At 64.4% G+C, this 25,812-nt stretch carries 21 protein-coding genes; 6 read left to right on the top strand and 15 right to left on the bottom strand.

Annotation, left to right across the window (positions count from 1 at the left end):
* Position 1 precedes the first annotated feature (1 nt).
* The 3 genes from LB555_RS10985 to uxaC all read right to left on the bottom strand — a co-directional run bounded on the left by LB555_RS10985 (position 2) and on the right by uxaC (position 3,015).
* Positions 2–526: a TRAP transporter small permease gene (locus LB555_RS10985; protein ID WP_041163297.1), complete on the bottom strand. Its 525-nt coding sequence runs from the start codon at positions 524–526 to the stop codon at positions 2–4.
* 62 nt (positions 527–588) lie between these two features.
* Positions 589–1,569, bottom strand: coding sequence for a TRAP transporter substrate-binding protein (locus LB555_RS10980; protein ID WP_140616581.1), 981 nt, complete (start codon positions 1,567–1,569; stop codon positions 589–591).
* Between the two features lie 33 nt (positions 1,570–1,602).
* Complete coding sequence (uxaC, locus tag LB555_RS10975; RefSeq protein WP_181172865.1) at positions 1,603–3,015, bottom strand: glucuronate isomerase; 1,413 nt, start codon at positions 3,013–3,015, stop codon at positions 1,603–1,605.
* Positions 3,016–3,165: 150 nt separating this feature from the next.
* Here uxaC and LB555_RS10970 point away from each other — a divergent pair, with 150 nt between their 5' ends.
* Positions 3,166–4,674, top strand: a complete 1,509-nt coding sequence (locus tag LB555_RS10970) for a mannitol dehydrogenase family protein (protein WP_140712425.1) — start codon at positions 3,166–3,168, stop codon at positions 4,672–4,674.
* A 168-nt stretch (positions 4,675–4,842) separates the two neighbouring features.
* Here the strand turns inward: LB555_RS10970 and LB555_RS10965 are convergent, their stop codons facing one another.
* The 8 genes from LB555_RS10965 to LB555_RS10930 all read right to left on the bottom strand — a co-directional run bounded on the left by LB555_RS10965 (position 4,843) and on the right by LB555_RS10930 (position 13,715).
* Positions 4,843–5,250: a F0F1 ATP synthase subunit epsilon gene (locus LB555_RS10965; RefSeq protein ID WP_015315174.1), complete on the bottom strand. Its 408-nt coding sequence runs from the start codon at positions 5,248–5,250 to the stop codon at positions 4,843–4,845.
* A gap of 111 nt (positions 5,251–5,361) precedes the next feature.
* A complete protein-coding gene (gene atpD / locus LB555_RS10960; RefSeq protein WP_181172864.1) occupies positions 5,362–6,957 on the bottom strand; it encodes a F0F1 ATP synthase subunit beta in 1,596 nt (531 codons plus the stop codon).
* A 70-nt stretch (positions 6,958–7,027) separates the two neighbouring features.
* Positions 7,028–7,912: a F0F1 ATP synthase subunit gamma gene (locus tag LB555_RS10955; RefSeq protein WP_140616579.1), complete on the bottom strand. Its 885-nt coding sequence runs from the start codon at positions 7,910–7,912 to the stop codon at positions 7,028–7,030.
* 46 nt (positions 7,913–7,958) lie between these two features.
* On the bottom strand, positions 7,959–9,488 hold the full coding sequence (atpA, locus tag LB555_RS10950) for a F0F1 ATP synthase subunit alpha (RefSeq protein WP_015315171.1): 1,530 nt from the start codon (positions 9,486–9,488) through the stop codon (positions 7,959–7,961).
* Positions 9,488–10,048, bottom strand: coding sequence for a F0F1 ATP synthase subunit delta (locus LB555_RS10945; protein WP_140712423.1), 561 nt, complete (start codon positions 10,046–10,048; stop codon positions 9,488–9,490). Before LB555_RS10945 ends, atpA begins: the two co-directional genes overlap by 1 nt.
* A gap of 246 nt (positions 10,049–10,294) precedes the next feature.
* A complete protein-coding gene (locus LB555_RS10940) occupies positions 10,295–10,690 on the bottom strand; it encodes a DUF4345 family protein (protein ID WP_127275645.1) in 396 nt (131 codons plus the stop codon).
* A gap of 96 nt (positions 10,691–10,786) precedes the next feature.
* The gene (locus tag LB555_RS10935; RefSeq protein WP_224682877.1) at positions 10,787–11,482 is read right to left on the bottom strand and encodes an aspartate/glutamate racemase family protein; all 696 of its coding nucleotides are present in this window, start codon (positions 11,480–11,482) and stop codon (positions 10,787–10,789) included.
* A gap of 49 nt (positions 11,483–11,531) precedes the next feature.
* A complete protein-coding gene (locus LB555_RS10930) occupies positions 11,532–13,715 on the bottom strand; it encodes a primosomal protein N' (RefSeq protein ID WP_224682876.1) in 2,184 nt (727 codons plus the stop codon).
* 90 nt (positions 13,716–13,805) lie between these two features.
* Here LB555_RS10930 and fsa point away from each other — a divergent pair, with 90 nt between their 5' ends.
* Positions 13,806–14,462, top strand: coding sequence for a fructose-6-phosphate aldolase (gene fsa, locus LB555_RS10925; RefSeq protein WP_015315164.1), 657 nt, complete (start codon positions 13,806–13,808; stop codon positions 14,460–14,462).
* Between the two features lie 60 nt (positions 14,463–14,522).
* Here fsa and LB555_RS10920 read toward each other — a convergent pair whose 3' ends face one another.
* From LB555_RS10920 to leuS, 3 genes are all read right to left on the bottom strand, one after another.
* Complete coding sequence (locus tag LB555_RS10920; RefSeq protein WP_224682875.1) at positions 14,523–16,991, bottom strand: DNA translocase FtsK; 2,469 nt, start codon at positions 16,989–16,991, stop codon at positions 14,523–14,525.
* Positions 16,992–17,267: 276 nt separating this feature from the next.
* Positions 17,268–17,846, bottom strand: coding sequence for an LPS assembly lipoprotein LptE (locus tag LB555_RS10915; protein WP_015315162.1), 579 nt, complete (start codon positions 17,844–17,846; stop codon positions 17,268–17,270).
* On the bottom strand, positions 17,833–20,457 hold the full coding sequence (leuS, locus tag LB555_RS10910) for a leucine--tRNA ligase (protein WP_224682874.1): 2,625 nt from the start codon (positions 20,455–20,457) through the stop codon (positions 17,833–17,835). Before leuS ends, LB555_RS10915 begins: the two co-directional genes overlap by 14 nt.
* A gap of 153 nt (positions 20,458–20,610) precedes the next feature.
* Here leuS and LB555_RS10905 point away from each other — a divergent pair, with 153 nt between their 5' ends.
* Both LB555_RS10905 and LB555_RS10900 read left to right on the top strand, forming a co-directional pair.
* Complete coding sequence (locus LB555_RS10905) at positions 20,611–21,273, top strand: YggS family pyridoxal phosphate-dependent enzyme (RefSeq protein ID WP_224682873.1); 663 nt, start codon at positions 20,611–20,613, stop codon at positions 21,271–21,273.
* Between the two features lie 128 nt (positions 21,274–21,401).
* A complete protein-coding gene (locus LB555_RS10900) occupies positions 21,402–22,451 on the top strand; it encodes an aldo/keto reductase (RefSeq protein ID WP_224682872.1) in 1,050 nt (349 codons plus the stop codon).
* Between the two features lie 60 nt (positions 22,452–22,511).
* On the opposite strand, the gene LB555_RS10895 is transcribed toward LB555_RS10900, so the two are convergent.
* Positions 22,512–23,417: a LysR family transcriptional regulator gene (locus LB555_RS10895; RefSeq protein ID WP_140616571.1), complete on the bottom strand. Its 906-nt coding sequence runs from the start codon at positions 23,415–23,417 to the stop codon at positions 22,512–22,514.
* 122 nt (positions 23,418–23,539) lie between these two features.
* Here LB555_RS10895 and LB555_RS10890 point away from each other — a divergent pair, with 122 nt between their 5' ends.
* On the top strand, positions 23,540–24,721 hold the full coding sequence (locus tag LB555_RS10890) for an MFS transporter (RefSeq protein WP_224682871.1): 1,182 nt from the start codon (positions 23,540–23,542) through the stop codon (positions 24,719–24,721).
* A 56-nt stretch (positions 24,722–24,777) separates the two neighbouring features.
* A complete protein-coding gene (locus LB555_RS10885) occupies positions 24,778–25,812 on the top strand; it encodes an aldo/keto reductase (protein WP_224682870.1) in 1,035 nt (344 codons plus the stop codon).

Raw genomic sequence — 25,812 nt, 5'->3', positions numbered from 1 at the left:
TTCACGGCTCCTCGCCGGTTGCATGTATGTCGGCGTCGACGGGCAGGCCGGCAAAGCGCCCGGCCAGCCGTTCCAGCGAAAACAGGCAGACCAGCGCCCCACCCAGGATGACCGGCAGGAAGCTGACGCCGCCCGGCAGGGCAAGTGACGGCATGACCGTGTTCCAGGTCAGCCTGGCCAATTGCACGCCATAGACGATCATGCCGGCGCCGAAGGCCAGCACGACAAGGTCGGAAATGCTGCGCAGTACCGCCTTGGCCGAAACAGGCAGGACATAGAGCAGCACGTCGAAGCCGAGATGGGTGCGTTCGCGCACGCCGACGGCGGCGCCGAGAAAAATGAACCAGCCCATCAGCAGAACCGAGAAGGATTCCGTCCAGCTCGGCGAACGGTTCAGCACATAACGCGAGAAGACCTGCCAGAAGATGATGATCGTCATCAGCGTCAGGCCGGCGCCGCTGATCCAAAGCGCCAGCCTGGCAAGCCCTGACAGGACCCGCTCCGCACCCAGCCAGAATCCTCGCATGGCCGACACGTCCGAAGGCAGCGCGGGGGCCTCCGCGCTGCTCGATCCATTGCCCTTGCTGTTCATTTCTCGGCCTGTATGCGGGCGGCCAGGTCCTTCAGTTCGGGCGTCGACAAGTACTTGTCGTAGACGGGCTTCATCGCGTCGATCAGCGGCTGTTTGTCGATCTCGCTGACCTTGACGCCCGCGGCCTCGACGATGCCGCGCGACTTCTTCTCCTGCGCGTCCCACAGTTCGCGCATCTTGACGACGCTGTCCTTGGCTGCCTGGCGCACGATCGCCTGGTCTTCCGGCGAGAGCTTGTCCCAGCTTGCCTTCGACATGACCAGCACTTCCGGCACGATCTGGTGTTCGTCCATCGTGTAATGCTTGGCCACTTCGTAGTGCTTGGCGGATTCGAAGCTCGGCCAGTTGTTTTCGGCGCCGTCGATGACGCCGGTCTGCAGCGCCGAATAGACTTCGCCATAGGCCATCGGCGTGGCGTTGGCGCCAAGCGCGTTGACCATGTCGACGAACACATCGGACTGGATGACGCGGAACTTCATGCCTTTCATGTCCGCCATCGAGGTAATGTCCTTCTTGGTGTTGTAGAAGGACCGAGCACCGGAATCGTAGAAGGCGAGGCCGACGAGATCATGCGCCTCGAACGCCTTCAGGATCTGGTCGCCGACAGCGCCGTCCATGACGTGGCGCATGTGCTCGACGGAGCGGAACATGTAGGGCAGCGACGGCACGGCGGTCTCCGGCACGATGCCGTTGAACGGTCCCATCGAGACGCGGTCGAGGTCGATGACGCCGGCCTGGGTCTGCTCGATTGTGTCCTTTTCCTCGCCGAGCTGCGCCGAGTGATAGACCTCGATCGAATAGCGGCCGGCGGTGCGCTGCTTGATCAGGTCGCCCATGTACTTGACCGCCTCGACGGTCGGGTAGCCGTCCGGATGGGTATCCGAGGATCGCAGCACGGTTTCGGCGTTGGCAGCGCCGATCAGCAGCGAACCGATGGCGAATGTCGCCGCCGCCGTCAATTTCGAAAAATGCAACATGACTTCCTCCCTTTGAAAATCGAAACGCCCGGCTCAGAGCCGGTACGCATTCTTGGCAAGCGTGTAGGCAAGCTCCTTCGCGAGTTCATGCGCCTCGTCCTCACGCAGCCTGTGCTCGGCGACGAGACGCGCCAGGAACGCACAGTCGACCCGCCGCGCCACGTCGTGGCGGGCCGGTATCGACGGAAAGGCGCGCGTGTCGTCGTTGAAGCCGACCGTGTTGTAGAAGCCGGCGGTCTCGGTGGTCATCTCGCGGAACCGGCGCATGCCTTCCGGGCTGTCGTGGAACCACCAGGCCGGCCCGAGCTTCAGCGCTGGATAGACGCCGGCCAGCGGCGCCAGTTCGCGCGCGTAGCTGGTTTCATCCAGCGTGAACAGGATGACGGTCAGGTCGCGCTCCAGCCCGACGCAGTCCAGTAATGGCTTCAATGCGGTCACATAGTCGGTCCGGGTCGGGATATCGAAACCCTTGTCCCTGCCGAATTTCTGGAAAGCGGAAGCCGAATGATTGCGCATGGAGCCGGGATGGATCTGCATGACCAGCCCGTCGTCCCGGCTCATCTTGGCCATCTCGGTCAGCATCTGCGCGCGAAACAATTTTCGCTCGCGCTCATCCTGCGAGCCGGCGCGAACCCGGTTGAACAGCTCCTGCGCCGCCGCATCGGAAAGATTGGCGGTCTCCGCCGTGGGATGACCGTGATCCGACGAAGTAGCGCCGAAGCTCTTGAAAAAGGCGCGCCGCTGGCGATGTGCGTCGAGATAACCGGCCCAGGTCCCGGTGTCGCAGCCGGTGATCTCGCCGAGCCGATCGAGATTGGCCGAAAAGCCTTCGAATTCGGGATCGACGACGGCGTCCGGCCGATAGGCGGTGACGACACGGCCCTCCCAGCCGCTGTCGCGGATCATCTGGTGCCATTTGAGATCGTCGAGCGCGCCTTCGGTGGTCGCGATGACCTCGATGTTGAAGCGCTCGAACAGCGCGCGAGGGCGGAAGTTCTCCCACTGCAGCAGCGTTGCGATCGTATCGTAGTGGCGGTCGGCGGTCGCGGCGCTCAACGGCTCTTCGATGCCGAACAGATGCGCAAGGACATGGTCGAACCACAACCGGGTCGGCGTGCCGCGGAAGAGATAATAGTGTTCGGCGAACAGCCGCCAGATAGCTCTGCCGTCGGTCTCGACGGGCGCACCATCAAGGGTCGGCACGCCGAGAGCCTCCAGCCGCACGCCCTGACTGAACAGCATGCGAAAAATATAGTGGTCCGGCACGATGAGCAGTTGCGCGGGATCGGGGAACGGCTCGTTCAGCGCATACCAGCGCGGGTCGGTATGGCCGTGCGGGCTGATGATGGGCAGGTCCTTGATGCCGGCATAGAGAGCGCGGGCGATCGACAGCGGACGCGCCTCGGCTGAAAACAGCAAATCCGCATTGGTCAGTCCCACGGCCATCCTCCGGCTCCATGGGTAGGATCGGTCAGAAATAATGTCAACATACAAAAATCAGATTGTTGTATGATGACTCCTAGGCAAAGCAGAGCATTGTCGGCGGACGCCGTCAGTGTTACCCCGCAAACCGTTCCACGAGATGAGTGCCCACCGATGACAGACCGCCGCCTTTCCAACCGCACGGCGCAGGCATTGCCGGCCAAGGTCGCCGCGCCTCGATATGATCGTGGCGCAATCACGCCGGGCATCGTGCATCTGGGCGTCGGCGCCTTTCACCGCGCCCACCAGGCCGCTTATATCGATGAATGCCTGGCGGCCGGAGAAACGGACTGGGGCATATCAGGCGTGTCGCTGCGCAGCGCGGAAACGCGCGACGCGCTGGCGCCGCAGGACGGGCTCTACACCTTGGCTGTGCGCGGCAGCGGCGGCGAGAAGCTGCATGTCATCGGCTCGATCGGCTCGCTGCTGGTGGCGCCGGAAGACCCGGAAGCGGTGCTGGCGGTGCTGGCCGATCCGCGTACCCGCATCGTGACGCTGACGATCACCGAGAAAGCCTATTTGCGGGCGGCCGGCGGCGGATTGGACGCAGCGCATGCCGACATCGTCCACGACCTGGCCAATCCGCGAACACCGAAGACGGCGCATGGTTTTCTGACCGAAGCGCTCGCCCGGAGGCGGGGCGCTGGCACCCCGCCCTTTACCGTGCTTTGTTGCGATAACCTGCCGGCCAACGGCGCCACCTTGCACCGGCTGCTGATCGAATTCGCCACGCTGCGCGATGGCAGTGCCAGTTCGGCGGGCAATGCCGGAATGGCCGACCACATCGCCAGTCACGTCGCATTTCCCTCAAGCATGGTCGACCGCATTGTGCCAGCCACGACCGACGCCGACAGGGCGCGGATAGCGGGCGAACTTGGTATTGAGGACGCCTGGCCCGTGATGACGGAACCCTTCCGCCAGTGGGTGATCGAGGACGATTTCCCCATGGGCCGTCCCACCTGGGAAAAATTCGGCGTCACCATGGTTGGGGATGTCGCTCCCTTCGAGGACATGAAGCTGAGGCTGCTCAACGGCGCGCATTCGGGCATCGCCTATCTCGGCCTGCTCTGCGGCCACGCGACGGTCGACAGTGCCTTCGCCGATCCGGCGATCCGGCGGTTCGTCGACGCGCTATGGCAAGAGGCCATAACAACATTGCCGGACGATGCCGGCCTCGACCCATCAGCCTATACCGCCGAGCTTGCCGAGCGTTTTTCGAACACGGCACTTGCCCACCGCACGGCGCAGATCGCCAATGACGGCAGCCAGAAACTGCCGCAGCGCATTATCGCCTCGGCTGTCGAGTGCCTCGAAGCCGGCACCGAGCTGGTCCATCTCACGCTGGTGGTGGCTGCCTGGATCGCCGCCTGCGCGGCGCGCGGAAAGACGTTGCCGGAAGGCCATTTCACCGATCCGCTCGATGCGCCGATGACCGCGCTTTTGGACCAGCAGCTGCCGGCGAACGAAACCGCGACGGCGGTGTTTGACATGGCCGGCTTCGCCCGGGATCACGCCGAGCGCCAGACGCTGATCGAACTCGTGGCCGTCCATCTCGTCCACCTGCGACGAGACGGTCCGACGCTGGCCTTCGCCGCGCTCGGCATAGAAGCCGAAGGACAGTAATGCGCGAGCGGTACAGAACCTTGATGTCGGCGGCGCAGAGCCCCCTCTGTCCTGCCGATGTCGCGCAACTCCGGCACCGCCGCCACATCAACTCTCACGCCATAATGTCCCGACAAACAAAAAAGCGGGGCAATGCCCCGCTTTCAATCCGTTGTCCCGCGACGCGTTTCAGGCCGGCAGGATCGCGCCTTCCAGCGTGGTGAGCTGGCTAAGGAATTGTTCGGCCTTGCTGCGCGCCTGGTCGTCCTTGGCGTCGGCAGCATCTTCCCTGGCTTCCTGGATGCGGCGGGCGAGATCGGCGCGGTCGACATCCTTCACCGCGACAGCCGATTCCGCCAGCAGCGTGCAGCCGGCCGGGACGATGTCGGCGAAGCCGCCGAACACGACATAGCGTTCTTCGCTGCCCGAGGCGCTCTTCACCGTGACGACACCCGGCTTGATCGTGGTCATGACCGGTGCGTGATGAGCCATGACGGTCATCTCGCCTTCGGCGCCTGGAATAACGACGGATTCGACCTCGGCGGAAACCAGCAGGCGTTCCGGGGAAACCAGTTCGAACTTGAAAGCTTCAGCCATGTCAATTTAGTGAGTAGGGAATAGTGAGTAGGAAGTAGGGCGAGAGACAACTATCCGACTCGCCCAGCTGCTATTCACTACTGACTACTGACTACTCCCTATTCGCTTTATTTACGCCGCTTCTGCCGCGAGGCGCTGTGCCTTCTCGACCGCTTCCTCGATGCCGCCGACCATGTAGAAGGCGGCTTCCGGCAGGTGGTCGTAATCGCCGTTGCAAAGGCCCTTGAAGCCCTTGATGGTGTCGGCGAGGTCGACCAGCTTGCCCGGCGCGCCGGTGAACACTTCGGCGACGAAGAAGGGCTGCGACAGGAAGCGCTCGATCTTGCGGGCGCGGGCCACGGTCTGCTTGTCCTCTTCCGAGAGCTCGTCCATGCCCAGGATGGCGATGATGTCCTGCAGCGACTTGTAGCGCTGGAGGATCGACTGCACCTGGCGGGCGACGCCATAATGCTCGTCGCCGACGACCAGCGGGTCGAGCATGCGCGAGGTCGAGTCCAGCGGATCGACGGCCGGATAGATGCCCTTCTCGGCGATCGAACGGTTGAGGGTCGTCGTCGCGTCAAGGTGAGCGAACGAGGTCGCCGGCGCCGGATCGGTCAAGTCGTCGGCCGGCACGTAGATCGCCTGCACCGAGGTGATCGAGCCCTTGGTGGTGGTGGTGATGCGTTCCTGCAGCGCGCCCATGTCGGTGGCGAGCGTCGGCTGGTAGCCCACGGCCGACGGGATGCGGCCGAGCAGAGCCGACACTTCGGAACCCGCCTGCGTGAAGCGGAAGATGTTGTCGACGAAGAACAGCACGTCCTGGCCCTGGTCGCGGAAATATTCGGCGACCGTCAGGCCGGTCAGGCCGACACGGGCGCGCGCGCCCGGCGGCTCGTTCATCTGGCCGTACACCAGCGCTGCCTTGGAGCCTTCACCGCCGCCCTTCTTGTTGACGCCGGATTCGATGAACTCGTGATAGAGATCGTTGCCTTCGCGGGTGCGCTCGCCGACGCCGGCGAACACCGAATAGCCGCCATGTGCCTTCGCGATGTTGTTGATCAGTTCCTGGATCAGCACGGTCTTGCCGACGCCGGCGCCGCCGAACAGGCCGATCTTGCCGCCCTTGGCGTAAGGCGCCAAGAGGTCGAGCACCTTGATGCCGGTGATCAGGATCTGGGCTTCCGTCGACTGCTCGACATAGGTCGGAGCCGGCTGATGGATCGAGCGCATTTCGATTGCGTCGACCGGGCCTTCTTCGTCGACCGGCTCGCCGATGACGTTGATGATGCGGCCGAGCATGCCCGGGCCGACCGGCACGGTGATCGGAGCGCCGGTGTCGCGCACTTCCTGGCCGCGCACCAGGCCTTCGGTGGAGTCCATCGCGATGCAGCGCACGGTGTTTTCACCCAGATGCTGGGCCACTTCGAGCACCAGGCGGTTGCCGACATTGGTCGTCTCGAGCGCATTCAGGATCGCCGGCAGGTGATCGCCGAACTGCACGTCGACAACGGCGCCGATGACCTGGCGAACCTTGCCGACAACGCCGGTGGCTTTCGTGGCCACGGCCTGCGTCTTGGCGGCCACGGCCTTGGCCGGCGCCGCTGCTGCCTTGGCCGGAGCAGCCTTTGCCGCCGCTGCCGGAGCCCTGGCCGCTTTCACGGGGGCTGCTGCCTTGGCGGCTGCCGCCTTCGGAGTTGCCTTCTGGGGGGTCGCTGCTTTCGCCATCGTCTTTACCCTTTTCGTCCTTTGTTTCTCACGCGGTCCGGTTCGCGGGACAGTCACCCGCGGACCGCGCCTAGAGCGCCTCGGCGCCCGAAATGATTTCGATCAGTTCCTTGGTGATCTGCGCCTGCCGCTGGCGGTTGTAGGTGATCGACAGCTTGTTGATCATCTCGCCGGCGTTGCGCGTCGCATTGTCCATGGCGCTCATCTTGGCGCCCATTTCGCCGGCAGCGTTTTCGAGCAGCGCCCGGAAAACCTGCACGGAGATGTTGCGCGGGATGAGGTCGGAGAGGATTTCGCCCGGCTCCGGCTCATATTCATAGACGGCGCTGCCGCCATCCACCGCCGCGGCTGGAGCCGAAGCGGCGCTGGCCGGGATGATCTGCTGCGCGGTCGGGATCTGGCTGATCACCGACCTGAACTGCGAATAGAACAGCGTGCAGATGTCGAAGGCGCCCTCGTTGAAGAGATGGATGACCTTCTTGGCGATCGCGTCGGCATTGACGAAGCCGAGCGTCTTGACCTCGCGCAGATCGACACGGTCGATGATCATCGATGCATAGTCGCGGCGCAGGATGTCGAAGCCCTTCTTGCCGACGCAGATGATCTTGACCTGCTTGCCGTCGGCCAGAAGCCGGCGGATGTGATCGCGGGCAAGACGGGCGATCTGCGAATTGAAGCCGCCGCACAGGCCGCGCTCGGCGGTGCAGACCACGAGCAGATGCACGGCGTCCTTGCCGGTGCCCGTCATCAGCGCCGGGGCATCGCCGCCACCGCCGATCGCCTGGGTGATGTTGGCCAGCACGGAACCCATGCGCTCCGAATAGGGGCGCGCCGCTTCCGCCGCCTCTTGCGCACGGCGCAGCTTCGCCGCGGCGACCATCTGCATCGCCTTGGTGATCTTCTGCGTCGCCTTGACCGAGGCGATACGGTTACGAAGGTCTTTTAATGAAGGCATGCTTCAAACCTGATCCCGTCTTGTCTCATCCGGACTGGCGCTTCGCTTAGGCGAAGGTCTTGGCGAAGGCGTCGATCTCGGCCTTGAGCTTGGCGCGCAGATCGTCCGAAAGCGCCTTTTCCTTGCGGATGGCGTCGAGAACGTCCTTGCCCGCCGCACGCATGTGGCTGAGCAGGCCGTGCTCGAACTTGCCGACCTGGTTGACCGGCAGCTTGTCGAGATAGCCGTTGACGCCGGCAAAGATCACCGCGACCTGCTCTTCCGTCTTCAGCGGCGAGAACTGCGGCTGCTTCAGGAGTTCGGTCAGGCGCGATCCGCGGTTGAGCAGGCGCTGCGTGGCGGCGTCGAGATCCGAGCCGAACTGCGCGAAGGCAGCCATTTCGCGGTACTGCGCGAGCTCGCCCTTGATCGAGCCGGCGACCTGCTTCATCGCCTTGATCTGCGCGGCCGAGCCGACGCGGCTGACCGACAGGCCGACGTTGACGGCCGGACGGATGCCCTGGAAGAACAGGTTGGTTTCGAGGAATATCTGGCCGTCGGTGATCGAGATCACGTTGGTCGGGATATAGGCCGACACGTCGTTGGCCTGCGTCTCGATGATCGGCAGGGCGGTCAGCGATCCGCCACCCAGATCGTCGTTGAGCTTGGCGGCGCGCTCGAGCAGGCGCGAGTGCAGGTAGAAGACGTCGCCGGGATAGGCTTCGCGGCCCGGCGGGCGGCGCAGCAACAGCGACATCTGGCGATAGGCGACAGCCTGCTTCGACAGATCGTCATAGCTGATCAGCGCATGCATGCCGTTGTCGCGGAAATATTCGCCCATGGTGCAGCCGGCGAACGGCGCCAGGAACTGCATCGGCGCCGGGTCGGAAGCGGTGGCGGCGATGATGATCGAGTATTCGAGCGCGCCGCGCTCTTCCAGAACCTTGACGAACTGCGCGACGGTCGAACGCTTCTGGCCGACGGCGACGTAGACGCAGTAGAGCTTTTCCTTTTCCGGGCCGTTGTCGTGCACCGACTTCTGGTTGAGCATCGTATCGAGGATGATGGCGGTCTTGCCGGTCTGGCGGTCACCGATGACCAGCTCGCGCTGGCCGCGGCCGACCGGGATCAGCGCGTCGATGGCCTTGAGGCCGGTCGACATCGGCTCGTTGACCGATTTGCGCGGAATGATGCCCGGCGCCTTGACGTCGACACGCTTGCGTTCGGTCGCCTTGATCGGGCCCTTGCCGTCGATCGGGTTGCCGAGCGCGTCGACGACGCGGCCGAGCAGGCCGGGGCCGACGGGAACGTCGACGATGGCGCCGGTGCGCTTGACGATGTCGCCTTCCTTGATGTCGCGGTCGGCACCGAAGATGACGACGCCGACATTGTCGGCTTCGAGGTTGAGCGCCATGCCGCGGATGCCGCCGGGGAATTCGACCATTTCGCCGGCCTGGACATTGTCGAGGCCATAGACGCGGGCGATACCGTCACCGACGGACAGCACCTGTCCGACTTCGGAGACCTCGGCCTCCTTGCCGAAATTCTTGATCTGGTCTTTCAGAATTGCGGAAATTTCCGCGGCGCGGATGTCCATCAGCCGACCTCTTTCAGTGCAAGCTTGAGCGAATTGAGTTTGGTTTTGAGCGACGTATCGATCTGGCGCGAGCCCATCTTGACCACCAGCCCGCCGAGCAGCGACGGATCGACGGTGACGGAAATGGTCACGTCCTTGCCGGCAACGCCCTTCAGCGCCGCCTTGAGTTCGGTCTGCTGGGCTGCGGTCAGCTCATGAGCCGACGTCACCTCTGCGGCAGCCTCGCCACGGTGTTCAGCGGCGATCTGGCGGAACGCCTTGATCATGCCGGGCACCGCGAACAGGCGGCGGTTCTTGGCGACGACGCGCAGGAAATTGCCGGTCAGGCCGGTGATGCCGGCCTTGTCGGCGATCGCCCCGATGGCCTTGGCCTGGTCCTCGCTGGAGAATACCGGGCTGTTGATCAGCCGGGTCAGGTCGGCACTGCCCGCGAGCATGGCCTCGAAACTGGTGAGGTCGGCCTCGACCTTGGCCACGGAATTTGCCTGCGATGCCAGTTCGAACAGCGAACCGGCATAGCGTTCTGCGACACCTGAGATTGGCGATGACGATTGAGCCACGGACCGTCTTTTCTCTTGTCTGACAGGCCGCAGATTGTTGGCGCGAGCAAAAACTCTGGCTAAATCTTTGACCTTACTGCATTTTTTCAAGCACGGAGGCGCGGCTTCCGCTATCCCCGGCCGAAAGTCGATTGCCGTCTAGCACAGGCATTTTAAGACCGCAATGCGTCGTTCCGCATGGTTTTCAGGCACTATTGTCGCATCCGGCGAAAGATCAGCGTCCTGCGCGCCTGAATACCCCAGGATTCAGGGCACAAAGCCGAAGGCAAAGGCGAGCGGCAAGGCCGCGAGCGCCAATTCCACCACAATGGAAACCCAATTGAAAGGTGTATTGGCGCCGTCCGACATCATCGACAGCAGCCGGCCGAAGGCGGTGAACAGCCAGGAAAATCCGAGCGCCATGTAGACCAGCGGCTGCGCGAGCAGGATGCAGCACAGGCCGACTCCGAGATAGAAGCCCGACATGCGGCCGCGCCCCTCGGCGATCGCCGCCGCCTTCTCGGGTTTCGCCTGCAGGCGCAGGATACGGAACGCCAGCCCCGGCGCCAGGAAAAACAGAAGACCGAGCAGCACGGTGAAGACCGCGCTCGACCAGGCCAGCCACTCGCCCTGGCTCGTCGGCCATGGAAGCGCAAAATCCATCGTGTCCCCTCGAAATGCCTGTTTTGAAAATCGCCGACATTCTAGCGAAGGAAAGAACCGGCGCCAGATGGCTTCAGCCACTTTAGGAGACGCGCATCAACCGAGTGCGAATTCCACCGCCGCCCCGGCATGGATGCGCGTCGTGTCGAAAACCGGAATGTCGAAATCATCCTGGCCGATGAGCATGGTGATCTCGGTGCAGCCCATGATCAGGCTGTCGGCGGCTTCGTCGCGGCGCAAGCGGTTTGCCTCGGCGACATAGGCCGCCTTCGAGGCTTCGGTGACGATGCCCTGACAGAGTTCCTCGTAGATGACGCGATGCACCATGTCGCGCCCGGCCGAATCCGGCACCACCGGCGACAGGCCATATTTGTCGGCAAGCCGGCCCTTGTAGAAGTCCTGCTCCATGGTGAACCGCGTTGCCAGCAGCGCCGGCCGCCGCAGGCCGGCCTGCCTGACCGTGGCCGCGGTGGCGTCGGCGATATGGATCAGCGGGATCGACACAGCCGCCTGCACCTGGTCGGCCAGTCTGTGCATGGTGTTGGTGCACAGAAGCAGGCCCTCCGCACCGCCGGCCTCAAGTTTGTGTGCGGCATCGATCAGCAGCGCACCGGCACCGTCCCAGTCGCCATCATGCTGCCGGTCGGCGATCTCGGCGAAATCGAACGACCAGAGCAGCAGCTTCGCCGAATGCAGACCGCCCAGCCGCTCGCGCACGATCTCGTTGAGCAGGCGGTAGTAGATGGCGGTCGATTCCCAGCTCATGCCGCCGAGCAGGCCGAGGGTTTTCATGAGATCTTCCGTTTCTCTCGTCGAGGCAGCTGTAGCTGAATTTGTGTTCCTACAAAAAGCTCTGCGGGTCGATGTCCACCTGCACCCGAACCGAGCCGCGCTGTTTCGGCCCGTTGGCCAGCATGGTGCGGATGAAGCTCTGCATGTCGGCGCGCCGTTCGCCCTGGATCAGCAGGCGGAAGCGATGACGACCGCCGAGCAACGATAATGGCGCTTCCGCCGGCCCGAGCACGAACAGATCCGGCGCCTCCGGTGCGGAGCGGCGCAGGCCGCGTGCATGGCCTTCCGCTTCCGCCCGCGTCACCGCGCTGACGATGACGCCTGCCAGCCGGCCGAAGGGCGGCAAGGCAGCGCGTTCGCGCTCTGAAATCTCGCGCTGGTAGAAAGACTCGGCATCGCCGGAGACGATCGCCCGCATCACCGGATGGTCGGGCTGGAAGGTCTGCAGCAGGCCAAGGCTCTTCTTGCCGGTGCGGCCGGCACGGCCGGTCACCTGGCTGAGCAGCTGGAAGGTGCGCTCGGCGGCGCGCGGATCGCCATTGGCAAGGCCCAGATCGGCATCGACGACGCCGACCAGCGTCATGTTCGGGAAATTATGACCCTTGGCGACCAGTTGCGTGCCGATGACGATATCGGCCTCGCCGTTGGCTATAGCCTCCAGTTCCAGCCGCAACCGTCGTACACCCCCCATTATATCCGACGACAGCACGATGGTACGCGCGTCCGGGAAATGCGTGACGACCTCTTCGGCGATGCGCTCGACCCCCGGCCCGCAAGCGACCAGGTGGTCGAGCGTGCCGCATTCGGGGCAGGCTTCCGGACGGCGCTCATTGTGACCGCAATGATGACACACCAACTGGCCGCGAAAGCGGTGCTCGACCAGCCAGGCCGAGCACACCGGGCAGCCGAAACGGTGGCCGCAGACCCGGCACAGCGTCAGCGGCGCATAGCCGCGCCGGTTGAGGAACAGCAGCGACTGTTCCTGCTTCTCCAGCGTCTTGCGCATATGGTCGATCAGCACCGGCGACAGGAAGCCGCCACGGGCCGGCGGCGCGCGGCGCATGTCGATCGACTTGAGATCGGGAAGTGCCGCCTCAGCGAAGCGGGCGGAAAGAACAGCCCTGGCATAGCGGCCCTGGCTTGCGTTGACCCGGCTCTCGACCGACGGCGTCGCCGACGCCAGCACCACCGGAAAGCTGCCAATATGCCCGCGCACGACAGCCATGTCGCGCGCATTGTAGAAGACACGGTCTTCCTGCTTGTAGGCCGGGTCGTGCTCCTCGTCGACCACGATCAGGCCAAGTTCCTTGAACGGCAGGAACAGCGCCGAGCGTGCGCCGGCGACGACACGCACGCCCCCTTCCGCCACTTGCCGCCAGACTTTTTCGCGCATCCTGGGCGGCAGATCGGAATGCCATTCCCCCGGCTTGGCACCGAAGCGCTGCTGGAAGCGTTCGAGGAAAGCATGCGTCAGCGCGATTTCCGGCAGCAGGATCAGCACCTGTTTTCCCTGATCGAGCGCGGCCGCCACCGCCTCGAAATAGACCTCCGTCTTGCCGGATCCGGTGACGCCGTCGAGCAGCGCGACGTTGAACGTGCCGGCCGCCACATTGGCGCGCAGCATCGACGCGGCGTCGTTCTGGTCCGGCATCAGATCCGGCACGGCATAGCTTGGGTCGGGTGCGGCCACCACCGGGCGCGGCGGGATCATCACCGTTTCGAACACGCCTTGCGCTTTCAGCCCCTCGATCACCGTCGACGACACGCCGGCGGCATGCGCCAGCCCCGAGCGCGTCCAGGCCAGCCCTCCTTCGGCCGTCTCCAGCACCCGCGTCCTCGCATGCGTCATCCGATCGGGCATGACGAGCGTCCGCTGCAGTCCTTCGATCCAGGGTTCGGGATCGAAAGCTTCCGGCGCACGCAGCAGCATGCGCGCCACCATGCCCGGAGCCGACAGCGTGTATTGCGCCACCCAGTCGACGAAGCGGCGCATAGCGCGATCGATCGGCGGACAGTCGAAAACCTGTTCGATCGGGCGCAATTTCCTGGCATCGACCTGCTCGACCACGCCGTCCCAGACGATGCCCGCGACCTGACGCGGCCCGAGCGGCACGCGCACGATCGAACCCGGCACCACACGCATGCCGGCCGGCACGGCATAGGTGTAGGGGCGTTCGGCCGGCATCGGCACCAGCACCGGTGCGGCTGCGACAAAGGGCGAATCTTCGATCATGAGGCGTGACCTTGCCCCGACTTTGCTCTAGATCAAAGGGCAACGCTGAACGTGCCTTCGCAGGCGCCACGAAATCGTCAGGAGACCGCCATGAAATTTTTTGCCGACACAGCCGATATCAAGGAAATCCGTGAACTGATCGATCTGGGGTTGCTCGACGGCGTCACCACCAACCCGTCGCTGATCCTGAAATCGGGCGGCAAAATCGCCGAGGTCACCAAGCAGATTTGCGACATCGTCGAAGGGCCGGTTTCCGCGGAAGTCGTGGCGACCGAATACAAGCAGATGATGGCCGAGGCCGAGGTGCTGGCCAAGATCGCGCCGAATGTCGCCATCAAGGTGCCGTTGACGCTGGACGGATTGAAGGCCTGCAAGACGATCCGCACCGAGATGAACCGCATGGTCAACGTCACGTTGTGCTTCTCGGCCAACCAGGCGCTGCTCGCCGCCAAGGCAGGCGCCTCCTTTATCTCGCCCTTCGTCGGCCGCATCGACGATACCGGCTCTGACGGCATGGAAGTGATCCAGGAGATCCGTCAGATCTACGACAATTACGATTTCCAGACCGAGATCCTGACCGCTTCCGTGCGCACCGTGAACCACGTGAAGCAGGCGGCGCTCATCGGCGCCGATATCGTCACCGCGCCACCCGCGACCCTGAAGGCGCTGGTCAATCACCCGCTGACCGACAAGGGCCTTGCCGCCTTCCTCGCCGACTGGGCAAAGACCGGCCAGAAAATCGGCTGAGCGAGCTTATGCCCGATACGAAAAAGGGCCGGGCAACCGGCCTTTTTTATGCGTTGCGGATCAAGGGGCCGATCGATCCGTGCCGTCATCCCCAGGGATGGTTACCGGTGGGCGCTTGCCCGCCATGATCTCGCGCTTGCCGACATGGTTCGGTGCGCCGACCAGACCCTCCTTCTCCATCCGCTCGACCAGTGAAGCGGCGCGGTTGTAGCCGATGCCAAGGCGGCGCTGGATGTAGGACGTCGAACATTTCTTGTCGCGCAATACCACCTTGACCGCCTCGTCATAGCTGGAATCGCCGTCCTCGGCGGCAACGGCTCCCTTGTCGAAGACCGCTCCCTGGTCGTCTTCCTCTTCCTCTTCATCCTCGTCGGCCGTTACGGTCTCCAGATATTCGGGGCGGCCCTGCGCCTTCAGATGCGCCACGACATGCTCGACCTCGGCGTCGGACACAAAGGGGCCGTGCACGCGGGCGATGCGCCCGCCGCCCATCATGTGCAGCATGTCGCCCTGGCCGAGCAGTTGCTCGGCACCCTGCTCGCCCAAAATGGTGCGGCTGTCGATCTTCGAGGTGACCTGGAAGGAGATGCGGGTCGGGAAGTTGGCCTTGATCGTGCCGGTGATGACGTCGACAGAGGGCCGCTGCGTTGCCATGATCAGGTGGATCCCGGCGGCGCGCGCCATCTGCGCCAGGCGCTGGATTGCGCCTTCGATCTCCTTGCCGGCGACCATCATCAGGTCGGCCATCTCGTCGACGATGACGACGATGTAGGGCATCGGCGCTAGGTCGATCTCCTGCTGTTCGAACAGCGGTTCGCCGGTGCCCTTCTCGAAGCCGGCCTGCACGGTCATGACGACCCTCTCGCCCTTGTCGCGGGCTTGGGCCGCACGCTCGTTGTAGCCGTCGATGTTGCGCACGCCGAGCCGCGCCATCTTGCGATAGCGGTCCTCCATCTCGCGCACCGCCCATTTGAGCGCGGTAACCGCCTTCTTGGGATCGGTGACGACGGGCGTCAGAAGGTGCGGGATGCCGTCATAGACCGACAGCTCGAGCATCTTCGGGTCGACCATGATCAGCCGGCATTCTTCCGGCTTCAGCCGGTAGAGCAGCGACAGGATCATGGTGTTGATGGCGACCGACTTGCCGGATCCGGTGGTGCCGGCGACGAGCAGATGCGGCATCTTCGCCAGCTCGGCGATGACAGGTTCGCCGCCGATCGTCTTGCCAAGGCAAAGCGCCAGCTTGCAGCTGGTCTTGCGGAAGCCCTGCGATTCGATCAGTTCACGGAAATAGACGGTCTCGCGTGTCTCGTTCGGCAACTCGATGCCGATGACGTTGCGGCCGGGCACCACGGCGACGCGCGCCGAGACCGCCGACATGGAGCGAGCGATATCGTCGGCGAGACCAATCACGCGGGAGGATTTGACGCCCGGCGCCGGCTCGAACTCATAGAGGGTAACGACCGGGCCGGGGCGAACATGGATGATTTCGCCGCGCACGCCGAAATCCTCCAGCACGCTTTCCAGGAGATCGGCATTCTGCTCAAGCCGCTCCTGCGACATGTAGAAGCCCTGCCCTTCCGGCGGCTGCTGCAGCAGCTCCTCCGAGGGAAGCGCGTAGCCTTCGCCCGTCACCGGCTGCACAACCTTTCCGGCCATGGGCAGCGACGGCGAACGCACGGCGGGAACGGTTTCCTCCACGCGTTGCAAAAGTGGCGCCGGGGCGGCGCTGGCTGCGGCAGGCGCCGTCGCGGCCGTTGTCCGACCCAGCCGGGCGGCTCTGCCCGCCGGGACGGCCGGCTCGACCACCACCTTGTTGGAGTTGGCCGGAAAGACGTCCGGCAGGGCAGGTGGAACCTGGCCAGGAAGGCATTCGATGACACGGAACAAGGCGGTGACATCGGCCATCGCCGGTCCGGAGACATCGGCCCGCGCGGTGGCAACCGGCGGAGCCGGGACCGGTGCACGCGGGACCGGGCTGACTTGGCGGGCCGGCGTCACGTCGACCAGAAGCGGCGCCAAGCCCTCGAAGAAAGCATGATCCGAAAGATAGGGCCGCCGGGCTTTTTCAGCGGGGGCTGCTTTGACCGGCGCGCCATTCCCGACAACGGGCGCCGGCCGCGTGGCTGCCGTTGCTGGCACCTTTAGAGCCGCCGGCGCAACGCCTTGCGCCGTCTCCCCGCTACGCGCCGGCTGAGCGGGCCCGGCCGGTGCCGGTCCGCGATGCATGACGGCGCCAGGGCCGACCTGCTGTGTCGGGAGCGCCTGCCGTGCGTCCTGCTCGGCAACGTCGTCCTGCGGTTGGCGGTGCTTTGGCTCATAGTCCGGCGTGCGTGTAAAACGCACATTGGGTGCAAGGAAAAAATACTCTTGCCAGGCCGGGCTTTCGGTGTCGCCACCCTGCGGGAAAGAAGCGCCGGACTGGCGGACATCGACCTTGCCGCGCGGGCCGCCGGAACGCTCTCCTTGGGGGTCATCGGGCGCAGCTGTGTGCAACGAATTGATCCGAGAAAAACGCCTGGCTTCCATGCTCAAGACTCACTGTGAAACGACTGCCGAGCAATAGGGAGCGAGTGGTTAACAGTTGCTTCCCGTCAGCGTCGCTGGAGCGATCGAGACGCATCTTTCGCGGCGAAGCGCTGGGCTGGAAAGCGGGGCGAACCTTGGTCACGGGAAAAACCCGCGGACAGCATTCACATGGCGCCAAAAGCCCAGCTGCCGGCGCGTTTCCGTCGCCTGGACACAGGATCAGGATATCGAGAGAATGAAAGAGGGCGTTCGGCCCTCTTTGAGACGGCGAACGCGCTAGCTGGCCGCCTTGCCGTGCCGGGCCAGATCCTGGGCGATCGACAGTTGCAGGGCTTCAGCAAGTTCGCGCGCGGCGCGGTTCTCGGCGTCGATCTGCGCCCGGTAGGAGGCAAACTCCTGACGCGGCCTGTCGAAGGACGAGGTGATCGCCCGCTTGCCGACGGCGATCACCGCGCCGGTTTTCACATCGGTCAGCGTGTAGCCCGCGGTCAACGTCACCGAACCGGCGGTCGGCTCGTCCTGATCGGTTCCATTCTGTACCAGCGCCGAGGATTCAACGCCTTCGCTCACGCCGAGGTCGAGCGAATAAAGCGGCGAGGCGGGCTCGCCGGCGCCGCGCCCGAACCCGAAGATCAGATTGTTACGCACCTGCTGGGCATAGCGCGTCCGGACCGGCTTGACGGCGATCGATGCCATCTCGGCATTGGCGGTCGAGCCCGTCGACAACGGCGCGCTCGAATAGAGCGGCCGCACCTGGCAGGCCGAAATGAGCGCCAGCGAGCCGACGAGGCCGGCAAGCGCGATGCGGCGCAGCAGACGGCCCAGCTCTGTCTTTTCCCGATCAGGCAACGACATTGACGATCCTCTGCGGCACGATGATCACCTTGCGCGGAGCCTTACCTTCAAGTGCTTTCTGCACGAAGTCGAGAGCCAAGACCGCTTTTTCGACCGCACCTTGGTCCGCGTCGCGGGCAATTGTCAAATCCCCCCGCTTCTTGCCGTTGACCTGCACCGGATAGGTGACTTCGTTGTCGACGACGAGTGCCGGATCGAAGACCGGCCACGGCCGTTCGGCCACCAGATCGACGCCGCCCAGCGTCTCCCAGCACTCTTCGGCCAGGTGCGGCATCACGGGCGCGATCAGATGCACCATGATATCAACCGCCTCGCGGCAGGCGCTTTTCAGCGCCGGAACGGCCTTGCCTTCCGCCACTTCGTTGAGCGGGGCTGCCAGCGCGTTGGCAAGTTCATAGATGCGAGCAATGGCGCGGTTGAAGGCGAGCTTCTCGATGTCTTCGCCAACCGCCTTCAGGATCTTGTGCGCGGCCTTGGAAACCGCCCCGGCCTCGCCATCATTGGCCGCCTCGGGCGCAACCCCTGCCAGCGTCTCGGCCGCCGTCGACACCAACCGCCAGATGCGCTGCATGAAGCGATGCGCGCCGGCGGCACCGTCGTCGGTCCACTCGACATCGCGCTCGGGCGGCGAATCCGACAGCATGAACCAGCGCGCCGTGTCGGCGCCGTAGCCATCGGTGATGTCTTCCGGGCTCACCGTGTTCTTCTTCGACTTCGACATCTTCTCGAGCGGGCCGATGGTGACCGCCTCGCCGGTGGCGACGTCGATGGCGCGGCGCTTGCCGTCGACGTCCTCCAGACGAACCTCGGTCGGCGCCAGCCAGCGCCCATTCGACGCCGAGCCGACACGGTAGGTTTCGTGCACCACCATGCCTTGCGTGAACAGGCCTTTGAACGGCTCGGCCAGGGCAACATGGCCGGTCTCGCGCATGGCGCGGGTGAAGAAGCGCGAATAGAGCAGATGCAGGATCGCATGCTCGATGCCGCCGATATATTGGTCGACCGCCAGCCACTCGTTCGCTGCCTTGGGATCGGTCGGCTCATGTGCCCAGGGCGCGGTGAAGCGGGCGAAATACCAGGACGAATCCACGAACGTATCCATCGTGTCGGTTTCGCGCCGCGCGTCCTTGCCGCATTGCGGGCACTTCACATGCCGCCAGGTCGGGTGACGGTCGAGCGGATTGCCTGGCCGGTCGAAATCGACATCGTCGGGCAGCTTGACCGGCAGATCGGCCTTCGGCACCGGCACCACACCGCAATCCTCGCAATGGATCATCGGGATCGGGCAGCCCCAGTAGCGCTGGCGCGAAATGCCCCAGTCGCGCAGGCGGAAATTCACCTTGCGCTCGGCCATTGGCCGGTTGCCGATGGTCTTTTGCTCCAGCAGCCTGGCGACTTCATCGAAAGCGCTGTCCGGCGTCATGCCGTCGAGGAACCCCGAATTGATCATCGCGCCATCTTCGACATAGGCCTCGTCGACGATTTGGAACGTCTTGGGATCGGCGCCGTCAGGCATCACCACCGGCACCACCGGCAGGCCGTATTTGTTGGCGAAGTCGAGGTCGCGCTGGTCATGCGCCGGGCAGCCGAAGATGGCGCCGGTGCCGTATTCCATCAGCACGAAATTGGCGACGTAGACAGGCAGCGTCCAACTGTCGTCGAAGGGATGGACGACGCGGATGCCGGTGTCGAAGCCCTTCTTCTCGGCCGTCTCGAGCGCCGCCACCGAAGTGCCCATATGGCGCACTTCGTCGATGAACTTCGCCAAGGCCGGATTGGTCGCCGCGGCCTTCTTGGCCAGCGGATGATCGGCGGCGATTGCCATGAACGAGGCGCCGAAAATGGTGTCCGGCCTTGTCGTGTAGACTTCCAGCTCATGCTCGCCGGCGATTTCCGAGGCCAGCGGCCAGCGGATCAGCAGGCCTTCCGAACGGCCGATCCAGTTCTGCTGCATCAGCTTCACTTTTTCGGGCCACTCGTCGAGACCGTCCAATGAATCCAGCAAATCCTGGGCAAAGTCGGTGATCTTGAAGAACCATTGCGTCAGCTCGCGCTGTTCAACCAGCGCACCGGAGCGCCAGCCGCGCCCGTCGATGACCTGCTCGTTGGCGAGCACCGTCATGTCCTCCGGATCCCAGTTGACCTTGGAGGATTTGCGCGTCACCAGCCCCTTCTCGACGAAGTCGAGGAACAGCATCTGCTGGCGGTGGTAGTAATCGACGTCGCAGGTGGCGAATTCGCGCGCCCAGTCCAGCGACAGGCCCATTACCTTGAGCTGCTCGCGCATGGCGGCGATGTTCTGGTAGGTCCATTCCTTGGGATGCACCTTGTTCTGCATCGCGGCGTTCTCAGCCGGCATGCCGAAGGCATCCCAGCCCATCGGATGCAGCACGTTGAAACCCTTGGCGCGCTTGTAGCGGGCCACCACGTCGCCCATCGTGTAATTGCGGGTATGGCCGATATGGATGCGCCCCGACGGATAGGGGAACATTTCCAGCACGTAGTATTTCGGACGCGGATCGTCATTGTGCGCTTCGAAAAGCTTCTTCTCGGCCCAGGCCTTCTGCCATTTGGGTTCTGACGCGCGCGGGTTATATCGTTCGGTTGCCATGGGACGTTTTTCACTTAAAAGCATACGGACTGCGGGCAAGAGCCCGGCAGTTCATGAAATGTGGTCCGGGTGTTCACCATGGTTTGGCAAACCCGTCAACCATATGGGCATCGCGGCTGACAAAAACGCGGGTCAAAACAGCGGGATTTGCATATGGGCGACACCGTTCAGCAGTTTTTCGCGGTCAAGGCGAAGATCGCCGCCGCCGAGCGGGAGGCCGGCCGTAAAGCCGGCGCGGTGACGCTGGTGGCAGTCTCCAAGACCTTCGACGCCGCCGACATAGGCCCGGTCATCGAGGCCGGCCAGCGCGTCTTCGGCGAAAACCGCGTGCAGGAAGCGCAAGGCAAATGGCCTGAACTGAAGGAAGCTTTCCCCGACATCGAACTGCACCTGATCGGTCCGCTGCAGTCGAACAAGGCGAGGGAAGCGGTGGCTCTGTTCGAGGTCATCGAGACGGTCGACCGCGACAAGATCGCCGCGGAGCTCGCCAAGGAAATTGTCCGGCAAGGCCGTGCGCCAAAACTCTATGTCCAGGTGAACACCGGTTCCGAACCGCAGAAAGCCGGGATCGAACCGAGCGAGGCGGTCGCCTTCGTCAGACGCTGCCGGGAAGTGCACGGCCTCGGCATCGAAGGCCTGATGTGCATCCCGCCGGCGGACGAGAACCCCGGCCCCCACTTCGCCTTGTTGGAGAAACTCGGCAAGGAAGCCGGGGTCGCCAAACTGTCGATGGGCATGTCCGGCGACTACGAGACCGCGATCGCCTTTGGCGCCACCAGCGTCAGGGTCGGTTCGGCGATTTTTGGAAGCCGGTAGTCCGAATTTCCAGCTTGCCCTGCATATCGCTGGGCCTGATCTACAAGCACCATTATACCAGGGCTTGAAACGAAACGTGCCGTTCCTATTTGCCTTGATGTCACCGCACATCCTCCTGGAGTCTCACGATGCGTTACAATCAGCTTGGAAACACGGGGCTATTCGTCTCCGAACTTTGCCTCGGCACCATGACCTTCGGCGCCGCCGGCCAGAACGCCCAATGGGGCCTGATCGCCAGCCTCGACCAGAAGGGCGTCAACGAGATCGTCGGCCGCTCGATCGCCGCCGGCGTCAACTTCTTCGACACGGCCGACGTCTATTCCGTCGGCGAGTCCGAACGCCTGCTTGGTCAGTCGCTTAGGGATCTCGGTGTTGCCCGGTCAAACGTGGTCATCGCCACCAAGGTCCACGGCGCCATGGGTGAGGGACCAAACCAGCGCGGCTCCTCGCGCGGCCATATCATGGATTCGGTCGACGCCAGCTTGGAGCGGCTGCAGCTCGACCATATCGATCTCTATCAGTTGCACGGCACCGATGCGGTGACGCCGATCGACGAGACGCTGCGGGCACTTGATGATCTCGTCTCCAGCGGCAAGGTCCGCTATGTCGGTGTCTCCAACTGGCAGGCTTGGCGCATCGCCAAGGCGCTCGGCATCGCCGACCGCAAGGGCTTTGCCCGCTTCGAGACCGTCCAGTCCTATTATTCGATCGCCGGCCGCGACCTCGAACGCGAGATCGTGCCGCTGATCAACGAGGAGAAGCTCGGCCTGATGGTGTGGTCGCCGATGGCTGGCGGGCTGCTGTCCGGCAAATATGGGCCCGGCGCGCCGGGCAATGGCGAGGGCCGCCGCGCGTCCTTCAACTTCCCGCCGGTCAACGAGGACCGCGCCTGGGCGGCGGTCGCCGTCATGCGGGAGGTCGCCGAGAAGCATGATGTCGGCGTCGCGACCGTGGCTCTCGGCTATGTCCTGGCCAAGCCTTTCGTGATGAGCGTGATCATCGGCGCCAGCCGCATGGACCAGCTCGAGCAGAACCTTGCCGCCACCAGCCTCAAGCTCAATGCCGACGATCTCGCCAGGCTTGACGAAGTGAGCGCACTACCCGCCGAATATCCCGGCTGGATGGTCGAACGCCAGGGCGCCGGCCGTCGTCCGGGGCCTTTCGTGCCGAAGGCATAGCGCGTACCGCTGGCAAGTCGGTCCTTCAACGCCGCGCGTCTCATCGACGCGCGGCTTCGATTACAGCCGAACGGTCTCGGCAAGAAAGTCGAGAAAGGCCCGCACACGTGCCGGCAGGTGTTTGCCCTGGCCGACATAGACGGCATGCGTCGGCTCTTCGTCGCCGGGGTTGAAATCTTCCAGCAGCGGCACCAGCCGGCCGGCGGCAATGTCGGGTTCGACATGCCAGCGCGCCAGTCGGGCGATGCCGGCCCCGGCGACGGTCGTTTGGCGCATCGCCTCGCCATCGGTCAATGCCAGGTTTCCGACAACCGGGGTGATCACCGGCGCGCCTGCCGTATCGATAAAAGGCCAGCCGTCGATATGCCGCGCGAAACTGAAGGCGAGCATGTTGTGACGCCCGAGATCGGACAGCGTGCGCGGCGTGCCATGTGCTTCGAGATAGGAAGGTGCCGCGACCACCACCATTCGGCTTTGACCGAGCTTGCGCGCCACCAGCCTCGATTCGCGCAGCGGGCCGGCGCGGATCGCGACATCGGCCCGCTCTTCCAGAAGATCGATCACGCTGTCGGTCAGCACAGCCTCGACGAAAATTTCGGGATAGCGCTCCAGAAAGCGCGGCAGCAGTTCCATCAGCCGGTGTTGGCCGAACGGCACGTAGCTGTTAACCCTCAGCCTGCCGCGCGGCGCGGCTCCCGCCGCGGCTTCACGCTCGGCCTTGTCCATGTCGGCGAGCACGCGCACGCCGCTATCGTAGAACGCCGTTCCTTCCGGCGTGAGCTGGAGCTTGCGCGTCGAGCGGCTGACAAGCCGCGCCCCAAGCCGGGTTTCGAGCCGTGCTATCAGCTTGCTCACCGCCGATGGCGTCATCCGCAGCCGCCGCGCCGCAGCCGAAAAACTACCCGCCTCGACGACGCGCACGAAGACTTCGATCTCGCCGGAACGGTTGATGTCGGGTCTGGCCATCTGTGAATCTATTTCACAAGAAGTATGCCTTGGGCAAGTCTGGTTCACAACATCGAGGATCACGATCTTCCGGGCCGGGGCGCGGACTGAGCGTCCTTCGCCGACAGATGGGACCAATCGCCATGCCTCTTGCTCTTTATGCCCTCGCCGCCGGTGCTTTTGGCATCGGTGTTACCGAATTCGTCATCATGGGCCTGCTCATCGATGTCAGCAAAGACCTCGGCGTGTCGATCTCCGCCGCCGGCCAATTGATCTCGGCTTATGCGCTCGGTGTCGTCATCGGTGCACCCTTGTTGACCATCGCCACGGGCAACTGGCCGCGCAAAACCGTGTTGCTGACGCTGATGGCGATCTTCACGATTGGCAACCTCGCTTGTGCGCTGGCGCCCGATTACTGGACACTGATGGGTGCCCGCATCATCACCGCCTTCGCCCACGGCACCTTCTTTGGCGTCGGCTCGGTCGTCGCCACTGGTCTGGTCGCGCCCAACAGGAAGGCTTCGGCGATCGCGCTGATGTTCACCGGCCTGACCATCGCCAACATCCTAGGCGTGCCCTTCGGCACCTGGCTCGGCCAAGCCTTTGGCTGGCGTGTGACCTTCTGGGCGGTGACCGCCGTCGGCCTGGCGGCCTTCGCCGTTATCCTGGCCCTGGTGCCGCGCGGCCAGGCAGCGCCCGAGAAGAGCGATCTGCGCGCCGATCTCGCCGTTCTGCGCCGCACGCCCGTCCTGCTCGGCCTCGCCACCACAGTGCTCGGCTATGCCGGCGTCTTCGCCGTCTTCACCTACATCGCCCCGTTGCTCACCGAGATCAGCGGCTTCAGCGAAGCCGCTGTATCGCCGATCCTGCTCGTCTTTGGCGGCGGCCTCATCGCCGGCAATCTCGCCGGCGGCAAGATCGCCGATCGCTCGCTGGTGCCGGCGGTGCTCGGCAGCCTCGTGGTGCTGGCGCTGGTGCTTGCCACGATGAGCTTCGCCATCCACAGCCAGGTCATGGCCGTGATCTATGTCGGCCTGCTCGGCGCCGCCGCCTTCGCCACAGTGGCGCCGCTGCAGATGTGGGTGCTGGAAAAGGCGCAAGGCGCCGGCCAGAGCCTGGCCTCATCGTTCAACATCGCCGCCTTCAATCTCGGCAATGCGGCCGGCGCCTGGCTTGGCGGCGCGGTCATCGCCCATGGCCTTGGACTGGGTTCGCTCACCTGGGTCGCCGCCCTGCTGCCGCTCGCGGCGCTCACCGTGGCTGGACTGGCGCTGCACCTTGATGGTGGCACCACATCAGGTGCGCCTGTCTCCGTCCGGTCGTGACGCCAGCCGGCACCCGAATCCTCTCGACCTCTTTACAAACCACCAGGAGCAAGAAAATGGACTATCGACGTCTCGGCGCATCGGGCCTGAAAGTCCCGGCGCTTTCATTCGGCGCGGGCACCTTCGGCGGCTCCGGCCCGCTGTTCGGCGCCTGGGGCAACAGCGATGCGCAGGAAGCGCGGCGGCTGATCGACATCTGTCTCGAGGCCGGCGTCAACCTGTTCGACACGGCGGACGTCTATTCGAACGGCGCCTCGGAGGAGGTGCTCGGCGAAGCGATCAAGGGCCGTCGCGACGCGGTGCTGATCTCGACCAAGACGGCGCTGCCGATGGGCGACGGGCCGGGCGACTACGGCTCCTCGCGCTCGCGGCTGATCAAGTCGGTCGACGCCGCGCTGAAGCGCCTCGGCACCGATTATATCGACCTGCTGCAACTGCACGCCTTCGATGCGGGCACGCCGATCGAGGAAGTACTGTCGACGCTGGATGACCTCGTTCGCTCCGGCAAGCTGCGCTATGTCGGCGCCTCCAACTTCTCCGGCTGGCAGGTGATGAAGTCGCTCGGCCTGGCGGAGAAGCACGGCTATCCCCGCTACGCCGCGCATCAGGTCTACTATTCGCTGCTCGGCCGCGACTACGAATGGGAGCTGATGCCGCTCGGCCTCGACCAGGGCGTCGGCGCGCTGGTCTGGAGCCCGCTCGGCTGGGGCCGCCTGACCGGCAAGATCCGCCGTGGCCAGCCTCTGCCGGAAAAGAGCAGGCTGCACGAGACGGCTGATTTCGGGCCGCCGGTCGGGGACGAGCATCTCTATCGGGTCATGGATGAGCTCGACGCGGTGGCGCAGGAAACCGGCAAGACGGTTCCGCAGATCGCCATCAACTGGCTGCTGCAGCGCCCGACCGTTTCCTCCGTCATCATCGGCGCCCGCAATGAAGAGCAGCTGCGCCAGAACCTCGGCGCCGTCGGCTGGACGCTGACACCGGAGCAGGTGAAGAAACTCGATGCCGCAAGCGAAGTCACCGCGCCCTACCCGTACTTCCCCTATCGCCGCCAGGAGGGCTTCGCCCGGCTGAACCCGCCGGCGGTTTGA

Source organism: Mesorhizobium sp. BR-1-1-10, assembly GCF_020165595.1.
GTDB lineage: Bacteria > Pseudomonadota > Alphaproteobacteria > Rhizobiales > Rhizobiaceae > Mesorhizobium > Mesorhizobium australicum.
The sequence above is the reverse complement of the archived record's forward strand: the minus strand, read 5'-3'. Positions and strand labels throughout refer to the sequence as shown.